Annotated in this window: 15 protein-coding genes and 3 tRNA genes; 10 read left to right on the top strand and 8 right to left on the bottom strand. The window is 65.2% G+C overall.

Annotated features, from left to right (window positions below):
- Nucleotides 1–26: 26 nt before the first annotated feature.
- Nucleotides 27–1,766 carry an acid phosphatase gene (acpA, locus tag AB3147_RS19330; protein WP_367352737.1) on the bottom strand — a complete coding sequence of 580 codons (1,740 nt, stop codon included), beginning with the start codon at nt 1,764–1,766 and terminating at the stop codon, nt 27–29.
- A gap of 217 nt (nt 1,767–1,983) precedes the next feature.
- Here acpA and AB3147_RS19325 point away from each other — a divergent pair.
- Together AB3147_RS19325 and AB3147_RS19320 are read left to right on the top strand one after the other, a co-directional pair.
- Nucleotides 1,984–2,060: transfer RNA gene (locus AB3147_RS19325), tRNA-Arg, on the top strand.
- 161 nt (nt 2,061–2,221) lie between these two features.
- Nucleotides 2,222–2,298: transfer RNA gene (locus tag AB3147_RS19320), tRNA-Arg, on the top strand.
- A 212-nt stretch (nt 2,299–2,510) separates the two neighbouring features.
- On the opposite strand, the gene AB3147_RS19315 is transcribed toward AB3147_RS19320, so the two are convergent.
- Entirely contained in the window at nt 2,511–2,732 is a 222-nt protein-coding gene (locus AB3147_RS19315) for a DUF3079 domain-containing protein (protein ID WP_175124230.1), read from the bottom strand.
- A 165-nt stretch (nt 2,733–2,897) separates the two neighbouring features.
- On the opposite strand from AB3147_RS19315, the gene AB3147_RS19310 reads away from it, so the two are divergent.
- Nucleotides 2,898–2,974 (top strand) — tRNA-Arg (locus AB3147_RS19310).
- Between the two features lie 149 nt (nt 2,975–3,123).
- Here AB3147_RS19310 and AB3147_RS19305 read toward each other — a convergent pair.
- On the bottom strand, nt 3,124–3,720 hold the full coding sequence (locus tag AB3147_RS19305; RefSeq protein WP_175124229.1) for a short chain dehydrogenase: 597 nt from the start codon (nt 3,718–3,720) through the stop codon (nt 3,124–3,126).
- 128 nt (nt 3,721–3,848) lie between these two features.
- On the opposite strand from AB3147_RS19305, the gene AB3147_RS19300 reads away from it, so the two are divergent.
- Nucleotides 3,849–4,733, top strand: coding sequence for a LysR family transcriptional regulator (locus AB3147_RS19300; RefSeq protein ID WP_367352736.1), 885 nt, complete (start codon nt 3,849–3,851; stop codon nt 4,731–4,733).
- Nucleotides 4,734–4,781: 48 nt separating this feature from the next.
- Here the strand turns inward: AB3147_RS19300 and AB3147_RS19295 are convergent, their stop codons facing one another.
- The 3 genes from AB3147_RS19295 to AB3147_RS19285 all read right to left on the bottom strand — a co-directional run bounded on the left by AB3147_RS19295 (nt 4,782) and on the right by AB3147_RS19285 (nt 6,616).
- A complete protein-coding gene (locus AB3147_RS19295) occupies nt 4,782–5,030 on the bottom strand; it encodes a hypothetical protein (RefSeq protein ID WP_175124227.1) in 249 nt (82 codons plus the stop codon).
- A gap of 96 nt (nt 5,031–5,126) precedes the next feature.
- Nucleotides 5,127–5,729 (bottom strand): helix-turn-helix domain-containing protein, encoded by a 603-nt coding sequence (locus AB3147_RS19290; RefSeq protein WP_367352735.1) that lies wholly within the window; start codon nt 5,727–5,729, stop codon nt 5,127–5,129.
- A gap of 98 nt (nt 5,730–5,827) precedes the next feature.
- Nucleotides 5,828–6,616 carry an SIR2 family NAD-dependent protein deacylase gene (locus tag AB3147_RS19285; RefSeq protein ID WP_367352734.1) on the bottom strand — a complete coding sequence of 263 codons (789 nt, stop codon included), beginning with the start codon at nt 6,614–6,616 and terminating at the stop codon, nt 5,828–5,830.
- 167 nt (nt 6,617–6,783) lie between these two features.
- Between AB3147_RS19285 and AB3147_RS19280 the strand changes: the two genes are divergently transcribed.
- Together AB3147_RS19280 and AB3147_RS19275 are read left to right on the top strand one after the other, a co-directional pair.
- Nucleotides 6,784–7,398 carry a cysteine dioxygenase family protein gene (locus AB3147_RS19280; protein WP_367352733.1) on the top strand — a complete coding sequence of 205 codons (615 nt, stop codon included), beginning with the start codon at nt 6,784–6,786 and terminating at the stop codon, nt 7,396–7,398.
- Nucleotides 7,399–7,479: 81 nt separating this feature from the next.
- Entirely contained in the window at nt 7,480–8,244 is a 765-nt protein-coding gene (locus tag AB3147_RS19275) for an IclR family transcriptional regulator (RefSeq protein WP_175124223.1), read from the top strand.
- Here the strand turns inward: AB3147_RS19275 and AB3147_RS19270 are convergent.
- Both AB3147_RS19270 and AB3147_RS19265 read right to left on the bottom strand, forming a co-directional pair.
- A complete protein-coding gene (locus AB3147_RS19270; RefSeq protein WP_367352732.1) occupies nt 8,153–9,802 on the bottom strand; it encodes an FAD/NAD(P)-binding protein in 1,650 nt (549 codons plus the stop codon). The two genes, AB3147_RS19275 and AB3147_RS19270, sit on opposite strands and share 92 nt — an antisense overlap.
- Nucleotides 9,799–10,767: a Bug family tripartite tricarboxylate transporter substrate binding protein gene (locus AB3147_RS19265; RefSeq protein ID WP_175138592.1), complete on the bottom strand. Its 969-nt coding sequence runs from the start codon at nt 10,765–10,767 to the stop codon at nt 9,799–9,801. The genes AB3147_RS19270 and AB3147_RS19265 overlap by 4 nt, the downstream gene beginning before the upstream one ends.
- A gap of 312 nt (nt 10,768–11,079) precedes the next feature.
- Between AB3147_RS19265 and AB3147_RS19260 the strand changes: the two genes are divergently transcribed.
- Genes AB3147_RS19260 through AB3147_RS19245 form a run of 4 tightly spaced genes read left to right on the top strand, consistent with a single transcriptional unit; the run spans nt 11,080 to nt 14,554 of the window.
- A complete protein-coding gene (locus tag AB3147_RS19260; RefSeq protein ID WP_239215730.1) occupies nt 11,080–12,249 on the top strand; it encodes a CaiB/BaiF CoA transferase family protein in 1,170 nt (389 codons plus the stop codon).
- Entirely contained in the window at nt 12,246–12,965 is a 720-nt protein-coding gene (locus AB3147_RS19255; protein ID WP_367352731.1) for an enoyl-CoA hydratase/isomerase family protein, read from the top strand. Before AB3147_RS19260 ends, AB3147_RS19255 begins: the two co-directional genes overlap by 4 nt.
- Nucleotides 12,966–12,993: 28 nt before the next feature.
- Nucleotides 12,994–13,827: a CoA transferase subunit A gene (locus AB3147_RS19250; protein ID WP_367352730.1), complete on the top strand. Its 834-nt coding sequence runs from the start codon at nt 12,994–12,996 to the stop codon at nt 13,825–13,827.
- The gene (locus AB3147_RS19245; RefSeq protein ID WP_239215732.1) at nt 13,820–14,554 is read left to right on the top strand and encodes a CoA-transferase subunit beta; all 735 of its coding nucleotides are present in this window, start codon (nt 13,820–13,822) and stop codon (nt 14,552–14,554) included. The genes AB3147_RS19250 and AB3147_RS19245 overlap by 8 nt, the downstream gene beginning before the upstream one ends.
- Nucleotides 14,555–14,579 lie beyond the last annotated feature (25 nt).

Raw genomic sequence — 14,579 nt, 5'->3', positions numbered from 1 at the left:
ACGGATCGCCGCCCCGCCAGCCCGTGTCAGGCGCCGAACGTCAGCGCATTCGTCAGATCGCCCATCGCCGCTTGTCCTCGCGCCGTCATGGCGTCATCGCGCGCCTTCAAGCCATCAAGCATCGGCAGGTCGAAGAGCCGCGTGGCAAGACGCAGGATGGAGCCCGTGTCGTAGATCGTGTGGTCCACCGTGCCCTTCTTGGCAAAGGGTGACACGATCACCGCCGGGATACGCGTGCCCGGGCCCCAACGGTCGCCTTGCGGCGGCGCAACGTGATCCCACCAGCCGCCGTTCTCGTCCACGGTGATCACCACCACCATGTTCTCCCACTGCTTGCTCTTCCTCAGGCTGTCCACGATGTGCGCGATGTGGCGATCACCCGAGTCCACGTCCGCGTATCCCGCGTGCATGTTCAGGTTGCCCTGCGGCTTGTAAAAGGTCAGCGGCGGTAGCGTGCCCGCTTCGGCGTCGGCCAGGAATTTGTTGGTGGAATTGAGATCACCCAGGCCGCCGTCGCGGATGTGCGCCGTGCGGGCCGCCGTGCCCGGCCCCGTGCTCTTGAAATAGTTGAACGGCTGGTGATGCGCCTGGAAGTTCGGCGACGACGGAAAGCCCGTGCTGGCCGTCGAATCGACGGCGGCTTTCCAACCGCCGGCGTACCAGGCCCAGTCCAGGCCTTTGGCGCTCATCAGATCACCGATGTTGGCGTGCGTTTGCGGAACCATCGTTTGCGGGCTGGCCGGATCCGCCAGTGTCGGATCGGTGGCATCGCGGCTGAACGACGGCCAGTATGGCGGGGCCATCGTATTGACGCCATAGCCGTCGGGCGTGAGCGCGCTGGCGCCGAACTGCGGGATGCCGGTCAGCGCGCTGGCGGGTGACGTGGCCTTGGGTTCCAGGCGCGGATCGGTGGGGTCCGCGCTTTGCAGTTGTGCGATCTGCGTCTTGGCGACCGACGTGGCGGCGTCGGGATAGAAAGGCGGACGCGCCGCGACCAGGTACTGATGGTTCAGGAACGAACCGCCAAAAGCGCCCTGGAAGAAGTTGTCGCACAGCACGAATTCCTGCGCCAGCTTCCACAGCCGCAGGTTGTACGCCGAATCGCTGTAGTGCCCCATGACGAGCGCGCCGGAATCAGCCCACGCGACGAACTTGTCGTTCTTGCCGCCGTTGATCTGCATCTGGTTCTGGTAGAACACGTGCCAGAGGTCGCGCGTCACCACCCCTTGCGGCAGCGGCTCGCCTTGCGGTCCCTGCAACGCGAAGGGCGCGTTGGGCAGGTTATTCATGTAGGCCGCGGCCTGATCCACCTGATAAGTAATGTGGTTGGCCTGCTGCGACGTCGGCACCATGCCGTTCCAGACCGGCGGCAGCACGGGCAGCGGCGTGCCGTCGCGATCGAGCTGCGTGTAGTCGGCCGGCGTCAGCGCGGACAGCGGCTTTTCCACGCCGGGGAAGTTGGCGAACAGATTGTTGAAGCTGCGGTTCTCGGCAAAGATCACCACCAGCGTTTTGACGTTGTCGCGCAGCTGCGTGGTGAGGTCAGGAGCAGGGGCGGGCGTGGGTTCGGGCGCAGGCGCTGGGGCGGGCGCCGCAGGACTGTCATCGTCGTCGTCGTTGGAGCATCCGGACAGCGCGCCCATCGCGGCTGCGCTCGCGCCGAGTGCGGCAATGCCGGTCAGAAAGCCGCGGCGCGTGGCGCGCACCGGCGTCGTGCTGGGGGCGTCCTGGGAAGGTTCTCCAGTGCTTTTGTCTTTGTCGGACATGAAAGGTCTCTTGAGCTTGCGGATGACGTGGCGCACTGTCATTGCGTCACGAAGATCGCCGGATGACAGCCGGCATCGTTAACGGCCGCTAGGCTAAAGAGACAACGTTCTATCGATGTGACCATCCGCTGTCGGGAAGCTGTACGCAGCCATCTGCGCGCCTTCCGACTTGCGCAACGCGTGAAACAACGCTATTATTCAAGGCTTGCTTTTTCAAGCGCCCGTAGCTCAGCTGGATAGAGTACCTGGCTACGAACCAGGGGGTCGTAGGTTCGAATCCTGCCGGGCGCGCCAAGTTCTTTTTTGGGTTGTTTGCGTTTTACGCAGACCTGCCGGAAAGGAAGTAAAAAGCAAGCGTAGTGAAGTACAAGTTGCCGCAAGAAGTTCTGCGATAAGTTTTACTGCACTACAAACATGGCACGATTATTCTGATATAATTTTGCCTCTTTGCCGGAGCGCCCGTAGCTCAGCTGGATAGAGTACCTGGCTACGAACCAGGGGGTCGTAGGTTCGAATCCTGCCGGGCGCGCCAAACTTCACGGTATAAACACCGCGATGTAAAAGCGGCAAAGAAAATGAAAAGGCCTTTGATCTTGAATCGAAGGCCTTTTTGTTTTGTGCGTCAAATTGGTGAGGCGTAAATCGGTGGGCATCAATAGGTGGGCATCAATAGGTGGGGCATCACACCGATGCGCATCAAATAACTGCGCATCCCATCGATACATCCAATACCGCCCCATCGCATCAATGCGCAGCCTCTTCCTTTTCTTTCGATTGCGGCTTGTCGTCCGCTTCATCGAAGCCCCAATCTCCGAATAGATACCAATCTTCGCCGAGCGATTCCGCCGGGTGCATGGTGCGGCCCGAGCCGTTGCCACAGGCCATGGAGTCGGTGGAGCAGTATCGGTCGCAACCCCAGCAGATGCGTTCGGGATGTTTGGGGTGCAGGGGAAATTTCTTGGCCATGCTGTCTGCCTGATGTGTTCTTGTTGAACTCAGCGTACTGCTGCCTGGCCGTGTGTTTCATTGACATGCCGCAAAGGCCGGGGCGCTGTCTGTGCCAGTACGCCATTAAACGGGGTCGATTTGCATGGCACGATTCTTTCGTGTTATAAACACGCCTCTTTCGGGGCGCCCGTAGCTCAGCTGGATAGAGTACCTGGCTACGAACCAGGGGGTCGTAGGTTCGAATCCTGCCGGGCGCGCCAACTTATTCGAGGTCATGCTTCACAGCATGGTTTCAACCAGAAAGACGCAGCAATGCGTACGCGAAAAGCGGCTTGATGAATTCATCAAGCCGCTTTTTTTTCGCCGCAGATTTTGCGCATTCTTGGCAGCAGCTATGCTATGCCCGCCATCACCACACGCGATATACCCGCCCCGTCTGCGCGCCTTCGACGCTGCGGCTGTAGGCCAGCGCGACACGGCTGGCCGGCGCCGCTTCGAAACCCTGGAAGTACGGACCATAGTTGTCCAGCGATTCTTCCAAGACCGTGGGGCTGACTGCGTTGATACGGACGCCTTGCAGTTCTACCGCTGCACCACGCACGAAACCGTCGATGGCGCTGTTCACGGCGGCGGCATTGGCGCCAAAGCGGATGGGTTCGTCGCTCAGGATGCCGCTGGTCAGCGTGATCGAGCCGCCCGCGTTGACGTAGTGCTGGCCGATCAGCGCCAGGTCGACCTGGCCCAGCAGCTTGTCATGCAGGCCGATCTTGAACTGATCCGCCGTCATCTCGGCAAGCGGCCCGAAATGCAGGCTGCCGGTAGCGGAAACGATCGCGTCTACCTTGCCCACGCGTTCAAACAGGTCGCGAATGCTGTCGCTGCGGGTCACGTCGACCTGATACTGGCCGCGGGTCTTGCCCACCGTGATGATGTCGTGCCGCTGGCCCAGCTCGCGGGCGATCGCGCTTCCGAGGGTGCCGCTTGCGCCGATGAGGATGATCTTCATGAGGTTCTCCGGGAATGCCGATAAAGCGCGCCGGCAGGACGCCGACGCATGGACGCATTCTGCGCGCCGTATTCCGCCCGAAAAATCCTAGAATTGTTGGATCAGTCAACACTCGGAGTGTGTAATCCATGGATCGCCTGCTCAGCATGGAAGTCTTTGTGGCGGTGGTGGAACTGGGCAGCCTGTCTGCCGCAGCAGCGCAGCTGGATATGTCGCCTGCGATGGCGGCCAAGCATGTCAAAGGCCTGGAAAACCGGCTGGGGCTGCGGCTGATGAACCGCACGACGCGGCGCCAGAGTCTGACCGAGGCGGGCCAGGCTTACTTCGCGCGCTGCAAGACAATCCTTGCCGATATCAACGACGCAGAGCAGGGGGCCGAAGCGCTGCGCTCGGCGCCGCGCGGGCATCTGCGCATCACCTCGTCCGTATCGTTCGGATCCTTTGCGCTGGCGCCGGCGATCGCCGAGTACCTGTCGATCTACCCGGACGTCAGCGTGGAGCTGTCGCTGAGCGACATGGTGGAGGACGTGGTGGCGTCGCGTTTCGATGTGGCGCTGCGCATCGGCGAGCCTGCGGATTCCGGCCTGGTGGCGCGCCGCATCGGCCTTTACCAGATGATCATCTGCGCGGCGCCCGCGTATCTGGCGCGTTACGGCACCCCGGCCGTGCCGGGCGATCTGTCCCGGCATCAGTGCCTGGATTTCTCGCATTGGAGCCGGCGCACCGGCTGGCGGCTTGGCACGGACGAGGGCGGAGAAATGGGGTATCCGACGGGGCGGTTCGTGTCGAACAACGGGCAGGCGCTCCGGCAGGCCGCGCTGGCGGGCTTTGGCATCGTGCTGCAGCCGGAGCTGCTGCTGGCCGACGACGTGCGCGCCGGCCGCCTGGTGCCTATCCTGCAGCCTTACTGGCCGGTGGCCCGGCCCATCACGCTGCTGTATGCGAAGGACCGCCAGGCTCCGCCGAAACTCACGACATTCGTGGATTTTGTCGTGACGCGTTTCGGGCGGTAGTGGCGGGCTGTCGGGGCGGGCTGTCGTGGAATGCTTTGGCGGCGGCCGTCAGGCGCGTCGTCGGTCCACTGCGGTCAGGGATGTGCCGCTTTTGAGAAGCTGGTAGGTCTGGCCGCCCAGCCACGCAACCTTTTCACCGGAACTGGTGCGGCAGACGCAGTGCGTCTTTGGATCGAAGCGTGGCGTGCCCAGCGCGGAATACGCGCCAGGATCGGAAACGAAGCGTTCAATGCGATACAACGTGCCATCCGGCGATGTGGCGAGCACGTCGGTCAATCGTCTTGCGGTGCCGAGCATATTCAATACCTCCATGCGCGGGCCGTCAGGTGTCGGCGCCAAAGTCGTTTGAACAATTCATGGCGCGGGCGCGGGGCAATGCCGTCGCGCGCTGCGCTAATGAAACTGTCCTCCTAACAATGAATCATCGAGTTGTTCCGGCGAAACGCCGAGGGCTTCGGACACGCGGTCAAGAATGACCTGCCTGGGCCGCGGGCGGGGCCGTTCCAAATCGATATAGATGGAGTGATCGACGCCAAGCCGGGCAGCCATGTCAGCAGTGCTGATGTTCAGGTGCTCGCGCCAGGCGCGGATCAGGCTCCAATCGTTGCCGGTTTTTAGACTGACTACAGCTGGCGGCAGGCGCGCTTGAGCCCCCGCAAATGTCTTGCGAGAGGCACGCGGCGCGGTGGCCGGCTTTTCATTGCTCGGGGCGGAGACGCTGTGCCGCGACTCGCCTCGAGGTGTGGTGTGCGCGGTGACGGCGAGAAAGACGGCGCCGCCATTCAACTGGCGGTATTCGTCGTTGCCCACCCAGCACAGCGTTTCGCCGTTATCGAGCTTGCATTCGCAATCCAGATGGGTATTGCTTGGCATGCCTTCAAGCAGGGCGATGGTTTCCGTGGTCGTGGCGTGACGCACCACACGGTGCAGCACACCGTCCGGCGAACGTACGAAGACGTCAGGAAGTCTCCAGGAAAACGGAATGATCATCTCCACAAGCGAAGCTCATTACACCACTGTATAGCGCGGTTGTAATGGTGAAAGTGAGGGTTTCCCCGCGAGTGTGGCGCAAGTGTCATAGACGTGTGATCCGGTTACGGCGGATCCTCACCAAACCTCGCTGCGGCAAGCACCTTGGGCATCATTTCGGCCGCGGCGCCGCGCAGGTTGTGGTGGGCCAGGCCGTCCAGGGGCGTCGCGGCCGGGTTGACCTGCACGACCGCGGCGCCGCCTGCGATGGCCAACTGAGGCAGTTCTGCGGCGGGGTACACGAGCGACGAGGTGCCGATGCTGAACAGCAGGTCGCACTGTTGCACGGCAAGGGTGGCGTCGCGCCAGACCTGCGCGGGCAGGCTTTCGCCGAACCAGACGACGCCCGGCCGCACCGGGGCGCCGCAAGCCGTGCAGGCAGGCGGCGGGATGCGGCGGCCGGCATCGGGTTCTTCCGGCGTTTCCGTGGCAAAGGACTGGGGGGCGCCGCAGCGCGAACAGCGCGGCGCATGCAGGCTGCCGTGCAAATGCGTGACATCGCGGCTACCCGCGCGCTCGTGCAGGTCGTCCACGTTCTGCGTGATGACGGTCAGTTGGGGGACATGGCGGGCGAGCGTCGCGATGGCATGGTGTGCGGCGTTGGGCGAAGCGCGCAGGACCTGCGCGCGCCGCCATTCGTACCAGCCCCAGACGATGTCGGGATGCGCTTGAAAGGCTTCGGGCGTGGCCAGCGCCTGTGCGTCAAAGCGCGACCAGAGTCCGGTCAAGGCGTCGCGGAACGTGGCGATGCCGCTTTCCGCGGAGACCCCTGCGCCCGTGAAGACGACGACGCGGCGCGCGTCGCGCAGCGCTTGCGCCAGCGGGGGCGGAATATCGTGATGCGTGTTTTTCATTTCCAACCTTGCAGACAGTCCGATACGCTGCACGCGCCGCCACGGGGATGTCAAGCGTGGTTGCTTGATGTTCGGCCGAGCCGGAAGCGGCAGACGCGTGCGTCGCCGTCCTGAATCGTGGATACTCTTTTTTCATTCTGGGATTTGATCCCGCCTGGAGACCTGCAATGCCTGAATCGACCACCGGCCTGGAACGGCTGCGCCGCTTTATCGCCACCGCGACGCGGCTGGCCACGCCGCAGGCGCTGGAGCAGAGCCCCGAACTTGAGGCAGCGTTCTCGGACCTGGTGAGCCACGACGATTGGCTGCCCGAAGCCTGTACCGCCCCGCACCCGCAGTTCTATCAGCAGTACCTGCTGCACTGCGATCCGCTGGAGCGCTTCTCGCTGGTGAGCTTCGTCTGGGGACCCGGCCAGTTGACGCCCGTGCACGATCACGAGGTCTGGGGCTATGTCGGCATGCTGCGCGGCTCGGAGATCAATCAGCGGTTCACGCGAGACGTCGACGGGCGTTTGGCCATGGCGGGCGAGCCCACGACGCTGCGGCCCGGCGATGTGGAGCGCCTGTCGCCGGCCGAGGGCGACATCCACCGGGTGTCCAACGCGTATCCCGACCGCGTCTCCATCAGCGTGCATCTGTACGGCGGCAACATCGGCGCCGTGTCGCGCCATGTGTACGACCCGGTCACCGGCGTCGCCAAGCCGTTCGTCTCGGGCTATTCGTCGCCCACCCTGCCCAATTTGTGGGACCGCTCTACCGCTGTCCGCGCCACGCTGGCCTAGCGCGGGCATTGCGGCAAATCCGCTGTTCCCGCGGCGTGTCTCGTGCTATGTTCCCGTCCTAAATATTAGGAAAAATCACGAATGGACAAGACGCTGCTTAAAGGGCTGATGGTGCTGGAAGCGGTGACCGATGTGGACAATCCGCCGCGCACCATCGACGCGCTGGCCGCGCGCGTGGGCCTGACCCGCAGCAATACGCATCGCACCCTGCAGACGCTGATTCACGCCGGCTATGTCATCAAGGATGACGACGGCGGCGGATACCGCGGGGCCGTGCGCCTGTTTGAACTGGCGGCGAGGCAGTTGGCGCAACTGGACGTGCGCAAGCTGGCCGCGCCCTACATGCGCACGCTGGCGGACCAGACCGGCGAGACCGTGCACCTGTCGGTGCTGGACGGCTTTGACGTGGTGTACGTGGACAAGATCGACAGCCCGCAGCCCATTCGCGCGTACTCCATGGTGGGCGGCCGCGCGCCCGCTTACGCGGTGGCGACCGGCAAGGCGCTTCTGGCCTACCAGCCCGAAGGCTACGTCGAACGCTACGCGGAGCAGATGGTGCGGCACACGCCGTCCACCATCGTGTCCATGCCGCTCTTGAAAGACGAACTGCGTAGAATCGCGCGTGCCGGCTACGCGATCAATCGCGGCGAATGGCGTGAGGGGGTGGGCGGGCTGGCCGTGACCGTGTTCAACAGCCTGGACCAGCCCGTGGCCGCGGTCGGCATCTCCGGGCCGCTGGATCGTCTGAGCGCCGCTAGGATGAAGCAGCTTGCGCCGGATGTGGCGGCCTGTGCGCAGTCCATCTCTCAGGGGATGGGATATCGCCGGGGATTTCTGGATCAGTAGCGGGCGCGGCGCGCAGGGTGGCCGCGATCCGTTCGGCCTGATCGCGCGCCAGCCGGGCATTTACGTCCATGGACGTGGTCCAGAAGTACGTGCCGCCTGCCAGGCTGCCCAGCACCGAGACGCCCGCCACGATGTGGCCACCGGCGTTCTTCAGGCAGCCGGTGCCGTAGTCCAGCGCCAGGCCGCCATGCGGATCGGCCTGCGCGTGACCGTCGCGCAGCAACTGGGACACCAGCGGATCGGCCGTGCGCTGCGCGTCCACGGAAAAACTCGTGGCATTGATCAGATACTGGCTTGAGTGTTCGACGTGCGCACCTGCCGTGTGCAGCCGTGTGCGGAACAGGCCGGTGGCCGGATCGTGATCGCAGCCGGCAAAGCCGGCGGCAACGTGAAGCTGCTTGGCGCCGAACAATGCCTGCAACTTCAAGGCGTTGCGCATCGGGAAGGTCGCGCGCCGAGCCATCCATAGCGAACGCCAAGTCGACTGGAAGCGGCGCCGTTCGGTGTCAGGCAGCAGATGCCAGATCCGGTCCACCGCCCCATTGGTGGCGGCGGCCACCGCCTGCCACGGACGCGGCGCCGTGGCCGACCGGCGGATTTCATCATCCAAGGCGGCACGCGCGTCGCCGTCGATGCCCAACACATCATCGTCGTCCAGCGAGCCGTGCAACGCCATCACCTCGTCCCGCAGCGCCTGCCAGATGACGTCCAGCGTCAGCGCGCCGCCGTGCCGAGCCGCCAGTTGGAGCGCGCCGTCGGCGCTCAGCTGTTGCAGCGTGCCGGGCGCACGGTTGTGCGGACTGCGCACCGATGGCAGCCGCCCGTTGCGCGAGACGCACAGAATGGGGCCGCGGTGTCCGGCCTGCTGCAATGCAGCCACGGCGTCCACGGCGCTCAGGCTGGTGCCGACGACGCACACGGACGCATCGGGCGCGATGGCTTGTGCCAGCGCCGACACCGGATACGGGCTGTTGAAGTAGCCTGCCACGCCATCCAGCGCAGGAAACGCCTGCGAAGGCAGGTTGCCGTTGCACAACACGACGTGGCGCGCCGCGATCGGCACGCCATGATCGGACTGGACGTGCACACGGCCATCAGGCTGCGGGACCACCAGGTGCACGCGGTCAGGCACATGCGCCAGCGTCACGCCCAGCGTTTCGGCTAGCCGGCGGCAGCGCTCGTAAACCGCGCGCATGTAGGCGCCGAACAGCGGACGCGGCAGGAAGTCGGCAGGGTCGATGGCCGTGACGCCGTAGCCGTGCAGCCAGTCCGCATCCTGTTCGCGCAGCCAGTCGACGAAGTCCAGCCGATGGTCGGCGCGCGCGGACATGTTGCCTGCGGGAATGTTGAGCAGGTTGCTGCGCAGGTCGTCCTGGTACGCGCCGCCCGGACCGGGGTCGGCCTGCGGTTCGAAGAGATGGACCGTCGGCGGGCGCACGGCCGGCGCGGCTTGCAGCGCCAACAGGAACTGATACAGGAAGCTGACGCCAACCGAGCCGCCGCCGACAATGGCGAGTTCGGAGGTGGCCGGCTGGGCCAGTGCGGTGGCGCGCGTCATTTCGCCGCCGACAGACGCACCACGTCGGCCCAGCGCGCGACTTCCTGCTTGAGCATCCGGCTGGTGTCGGCGGGCGAGGTGGCGATGGCGTCGGCGCCCAGCTTCAGCGCGGCCTGCTGCACGGATTCCATCGCCGCGGCCTTTTGCATGCCGTCCGACAGCCTGTCCACGACCGCGGGCGGGGTGCCTGCCGGCGCAAGCAGGGCATACGTGGTGGCAACCGAATAATCCTTCACCCCCTGTTCCGCCAGCGTCGGCAGGTCGGGCAACGCGGTGGCGCGCTTGGCCGTCGTGACGCCCAGCAGCCGGATCTTGCCGCTGGCGACCTGCGGCAGCAGCGCAGGCAGGGTTTCGATCACCATGTCGATCTGGCCGCCCAGAAGATCCGTAATGGCGGGACCGCTGCCGCGGTAAGGCACGTGCATGAGCCGCGTGCCGGTGACCGCCTGGAAGAGCTCGCCGGCCATGTGCTGCGAAGTGCCGGGTCCGGCTGACCCGAAGGTGATAGATCCGGGTTTGCTCTTGGCCAGAGCGATGAGTTCCTGCACGTTCTTGGCTGGAATCTTGCTGCTGTTCACGGCCACCGCCATCGGCATGCTGGTGGCCATGGACACGCCAACGAATGCCGTGCCGAAGTCGTAGCCCGGCTTGTCGGGCATGGCGGCGTGGATGGCATGGCTGCCGACTGCGCCCATCAGCAGGGTGTAGCCGTCGCCTGCGGACTTGGCGACAAATTCGGCGCCGATCTCACCGCCCGCGCCGGCCTTGTTCTCGACGACCACGCTCTGTCCCAGGAAGTCTCCCAGATGCTGCGCATAGATGCGCGCGGCCGCATCGGTTGCGCCGCCCGGCGGAAACGGCACCACCATGCGGACGGGTTTGGTCGGCCAGTTGTCGGCCGATGCGGGGTTGGCCGACAGCGCCAGCACCGTGCTGGCCAGGGCAATACGCCACGACAGTCTCATGCAAGTCTCCTCGGTGGACGGGCCAGCATGCGACAGAGGCGGTTCGCGATTGCGGGGTGCCGGGGTCGCTGCAGTCCTCTTTTGTGAATCCTAAATATTAGGATTGACGTTTCAATAAATGGTTTACCTAGAATTCCACACGGTGCTATGCTGGTCAACAATTAACCGCGGCACCTAGGGATTGCACTAGGATTCGCCCGGACACCAGCGGCTTTCCCGGGCGGCGCGTCTGGATGATGCCATCGTTGAAGGCCGCGTCTTATACTGTTTTCCGCATCCCAAATATTGAATTTTCATAACGAGAGGTCAGACATGACACCCAGTTCGGCGCTAGCCGGCATTACGGTGCTGGAGATTTGCAACGTCGCGGCGGGACCCTTTTGCGGCATGTTGTTGGCGGACATGGGCGCGGACGTGATCAAGGTGGAGAACCCGGAAGGCGGCGATACGCTGCGCAGCTGGCCGCCCATCTCGGACGGCTACAGCGAGAACTTCGCCTCGCTCAACCGCAACAAGCGGTCGGTGACGTTGAACCTGAAGGACCCCGGCGATCTGGCCTTGGCGCGCGAATTGGCGTTGCGCGCCGACGTGCTCATCGAAAACAACCGGCCGGGCGTGATGGAGCGGCTGGGCCTGGGCTACGTGCAACTGCGCGAGGCCAATCCCCGGCTGGTGTACTGCTCGATCTCGGCGTATGGCCAGTCGGGACCGCGCGCGCAGGAAGGCGGCTTTGACCTGACCATCCAGGCCATGAGCGGCATCATGAGCGTCACCGGCGAGCCCGGCGGCGAACCGGTCAAATGCGGCGTGCCGCTGGCGGACTTTTCCGCGGGACTGTACGGCGCGTTCGCCATCGCATCGGCGCTGCGCGCGGCGCAGGCCAGCGGGCAGGGCACGCACATCGACGTGCCGATGCTGGGCGCCACGCTGGGCATCGCCGCCTTGCAGACGTCCGAGTTCTTCGGCAGCGGCAAGGATCCGGTCAAGCTGGGGTCGGCCCATCCGCGCAATGCGCCGTATCAGGCGTTTCGCTGCAAGAACGGATACTTCGGCATGGCCGCGGGCAACCAGGCGTTGTGGAAGGCCGTGTGCGCGACGGTGGGGCGTGAAGACCTGCTGGGCGATCCGCGCTTTACCGATACCAGCGCCCGCGCTCGCAATCAGACGGCGCTGCGCGACATTCTGGAAGCGATCTTCGCTGAGCACGAAGCACAGGACTGGCTGGCACGCTTTCGCGCGGCCGGCGTACCGTGCGCGCCGATCAACACGTATTCGGAGGTGCTGGCCGATCCGCAGGTCGAGCACATGGGCTGGGTGCAGGCGCTGGAGCTGCCCAATGGCGTGCAGACCCGCACGTTTGGCCTGCCGGTGCGGTTTGACGGCGAGACCACGGCGCTGCGCCGCCGGCCGCCCGCGCTGGGCGAGCACAACGACGAGGTGCTGGGACCGCTGCGCGTGTCTGCCAAGGGAGGCAAGCAATGAGCGTCCTGCGTATCGACCAGCAAGGGCCGCGCCACGTGCTGACGCTGGCGCGCCCCGAAAAGATGAATGCGCTGTCGGCCGACCTGGTTGAGGCGCTGATCGCCGCGCTGGACGAGGCCGAGGGCGCACGTGCCCAGGTCATCGTGTTGCAAGGCGAGGGCAAGAACTTTAGCGCGGGCTTTGACTTTGGCGATTGGCAGACGCAGAGCGAAGGCGATCTGCTGCTGCGCTTCGTGCGGATCGAGACGCTGCTGCAGCGGCTGGCGGCCTCGCCGTGCCTGACCGTGGCGCTGGCGCATGGGCGCAATTTCGGCGCGGGCGTGGACGTGTTCGGCGCCTGCAAATGGCGCATCAGCGCGCCGGATGCGACGTTCCGCATGCCCGGGTTGAAGTTTGGCCTGGTGCTGGGCACGCGGCGTTTCGCGTCGCTGGTGGGCGCGGAGCGCGCGCGCACGATTCTTGAACAGGCCGCCACCTTCAACGCCGAAGACGCGTTGCGCGATGGCTTCGTCAGCCGATTGGCCACGCCGCAGGAATGGCCGCAGATCAGCGAAGCCGCGCTGGAAACGGCGAGCGCGCTGACCGACGCCAGCCGCACGCAGCTCTACGCGGCCCTGTCGCAGGAGACGCCGGACACGGATCTGGCGCGGCTGGTGCGTTCGGCGGCGGCGCCCGGCCTGAAGGACCGCGTGGCGGCGTATCTGCAGGCGCGCTAGGCGCATCCCATCAAGCAGGAGGAAGACAATGGCTTCAGGATTCAACCAGAAGAACAAGCAGTGCAGCCTGCAGGAACTGGCGGCGCTGGTGCCCAACGGGGCATCCATCGCGCTGGGCGGCAGCTTTCTGCATCGCGGACCGTTCGCCTTCGTGCGCGAACTGATCCGCCAGGAAAAGCGCGATCTTGAACTGATCAAGCAGTCGCCGGGCTATGACGTGGACATCCTGTGCCGCGCGGGCGTGCTGCGCCGCGTACGCGCGGGCATCGTCGCGATGGAAGGCAACTTCGGGCTGGCGCCGTGGTATCGGCGCGCCGTGGAGCGCCACGAGATCGAACTTGAGGAACACGCTTGCGCCAGCCTGACGGCCGGGCTGCGCGCGGCCGCGTTTGGCGTGCCGTTCCAGCCTTGCGGCGGTCTGCATGGCAGCGGGTTGCCGGAGCTGAACGGCTGGAAACGCCTGGATGATCCGTACGGCAGCGGCGAGAAGACCTGGGTGGTGCCCGCGATCCGGCCGGACTTCGCCGTGATCCAGGCATCCGAAGTGGATGCGCTGGGCAACGTGCGCGTGCAGGGCACGGCGCACTGGGACCGCATCATGTCGCGCGCCGCGGGCAGCGTGCTGGTCGTGGCCGAAAAGCAGGTGGACAGCGCCGTGTTCGAGGCGCAGCCCGAGTCCACGCTGGTGCCGTATTTCATGGTGCAAGCCTTCGCGGTCGTGCCGCAGGGCGCGTGGCCGGGTTCGTGCTGGCCCGATTACGCCATCGACTATCCGGCGGTGGAAACCTACATGGACAAGAACAGCGATCTGCGCGCGCATATGGCCGCGGCGCCCGAAGCGCGGGAGGGAAATCATGGCTGAGCAATGGTCGGGCTTTTCGTACATCGTCACCAATCTGGCGCGATTCATCCGTCCTGACGAAATCACCTTCAGCGGCGTGAATTCCACCATGCCGATGCTGGCGTGCCTGCTGGCCAAGCGCGCGTACGACTGGGACTTCGTGTACATCAACGTGGCGGGCGGCGTGAACCCGCGGCCGTCGCACATTCCGTTGTCCAGTTCGGATCCGGTGCTGGCCGAGCACACCGCGTCGATCTTTTCCAACGAAGATTTCTACGACCTGTGCACGCGCGGCCGCATGGACCTGACCTTTCTGGGCGCCGCGCAGATTGACGGCGCGGGCTGCGCCAACAACTCGTGCATCGGCGACTGGCATGAACCCAAGGTTCGGCTGCCCGGCGGGGGCGGCGGGGCGGTGATGCTGCCCACGGCCAAGCGCGCCTGCACCTGGCGCACCGAGCATTCGCGCCGCACGTTCGTGCCCAAGCTGGACTTCATGACGTCGTGGGGCGGCTTTCATGGCGTGGTGACGCCGATTGCGGTGTTCATCAAGCGCGACGGCCGGCTGGCCCTGCAGTCGTGGCATCCGGAGTCCAGCCTGTCTGAAGTACGCGAACGCACCGGCTTCGAGTTCGACGCCAGCGGCGCGGGCCCGACCGAACCGGCGACCGAGCAGGAAGCGCGCGCCTTGCGCGAGCTGGATGCCGACGGACAGTTCGAACGCGACGCCGCCGTCGCATTGCGCTGACAGCGCCACGCATCAACGAGCCCGG

Source organism: Achromobacter animicus (assembly GCF_040775605.1).
Classification (GTDB): domain Bacteria; phylum Pseudomonadota; class Gammaproteobacteria; order Burkholderiales; family Burkholderiaceae_B; genus Achromobacter; species Achromobacter animicus.
This window is presented reverse-complemented; position numbering and strand designations above follow the sequence as displayed.

Bases quoted from the DNA above. Each gene is read 5' to 3' on its own strand.
- acpA (WP_367352737.1), bottom strand. From the start codon at position 1,766: ATGTCCGACAAAGACAAAAGCACTGGAGAACCTTCCCAGGACGCCCCC.
- AB3147_RS19315 (WP_175124230.1), bottom strand. From the start codon at position 2,732: ATGGCCAAGAAATTTCCCCTGCACCCCAAACATCCCGAACGCATCTGC.
- AB3147_RS19305 (WP_175124229.1), bottom strand. From the start codon at position 3,720: ATGAAGATCATCCTCATCGGCGCAAGCGGCACCCTCGGAAGCGCGATC.
- AB3147_RS19300 (WP_367352736.1), top strand. From the start codon at position 3,849: ATGGATCGCCTGCTCAGCATGGAAGTCTTTGTGGCGGTGGTGGAACTG.
- AB3147_RS19295 (WP_175124227.1), bottom strand. From the start codon at position 5,030: ATGCTCGGCACCGCAAGACGATTGACCGACGTGCTCGCCACATCGCCG.
- AB3147_RS19285 (WP_367352734.1), bottom strand. From the start codon at position 6,616: ATGAAAAACACGCATCACGATATTCCGCCCCCGCTGGCGCAAGCGCTG.
- AB3147_RS19280 (WP_367352733.1), top strand. From the start codon at position 6,784: ATGCCTGAATCGACCACCGGCCTGGAACGGCTGCGCCGCTTTATCGCC.
- AB3147_RS19275 (WP_175124223.1), top strand. From the start codon at position 7,480: ATGGACAAGACGCTGCTTAAAGGGCTGATGGTGCTGGAAGCGGTGACC.
- AB3147_RS19270 (WP_367352732.1), bottom strand. From the start codon at position 9,802: ATGACGCGCGCCACCGCACTGGCCCAGCCGGCCACCTCCGAACTCGCC.
- AB3147_RS19265 (WP_175138592.1), bottom strand. From the start codon at position 10,767: ATGAGACTGTCGTGGCGTATTGCCCTGGCCAGCACGGTGCTGGCGCTG.
- AB3147_RS19260 (WP_239215730.1), top strand. From the start codon at position 11,080: ATGACACCCAGTTCGGCGCTAGCCGGCATTACGGTGCTGGAGATTTGC.
- AB3147_RS19255 (WP_367352731.1), top strand. From the start codon at position 12,246: ATGAGCGTCCTGCGTATCGACCAGCAAGGGCCGCGCCACGTGCTGACG.
- AB3147_RS19250 (WP_367352730.1), top strand. From the start codon at position 12,994: ATGGCTTCAGGATTCAACCAGAAGAACAAGCAGTGCAGCCTGCAGGAA.
- AB3147_RS19245 (WP_239215732.1), top strand. From the start codon at position 13,820: ATGGCTGAGCAATGGTCGGGCTTTTCGTACATCGTCACCAATCTGGCG.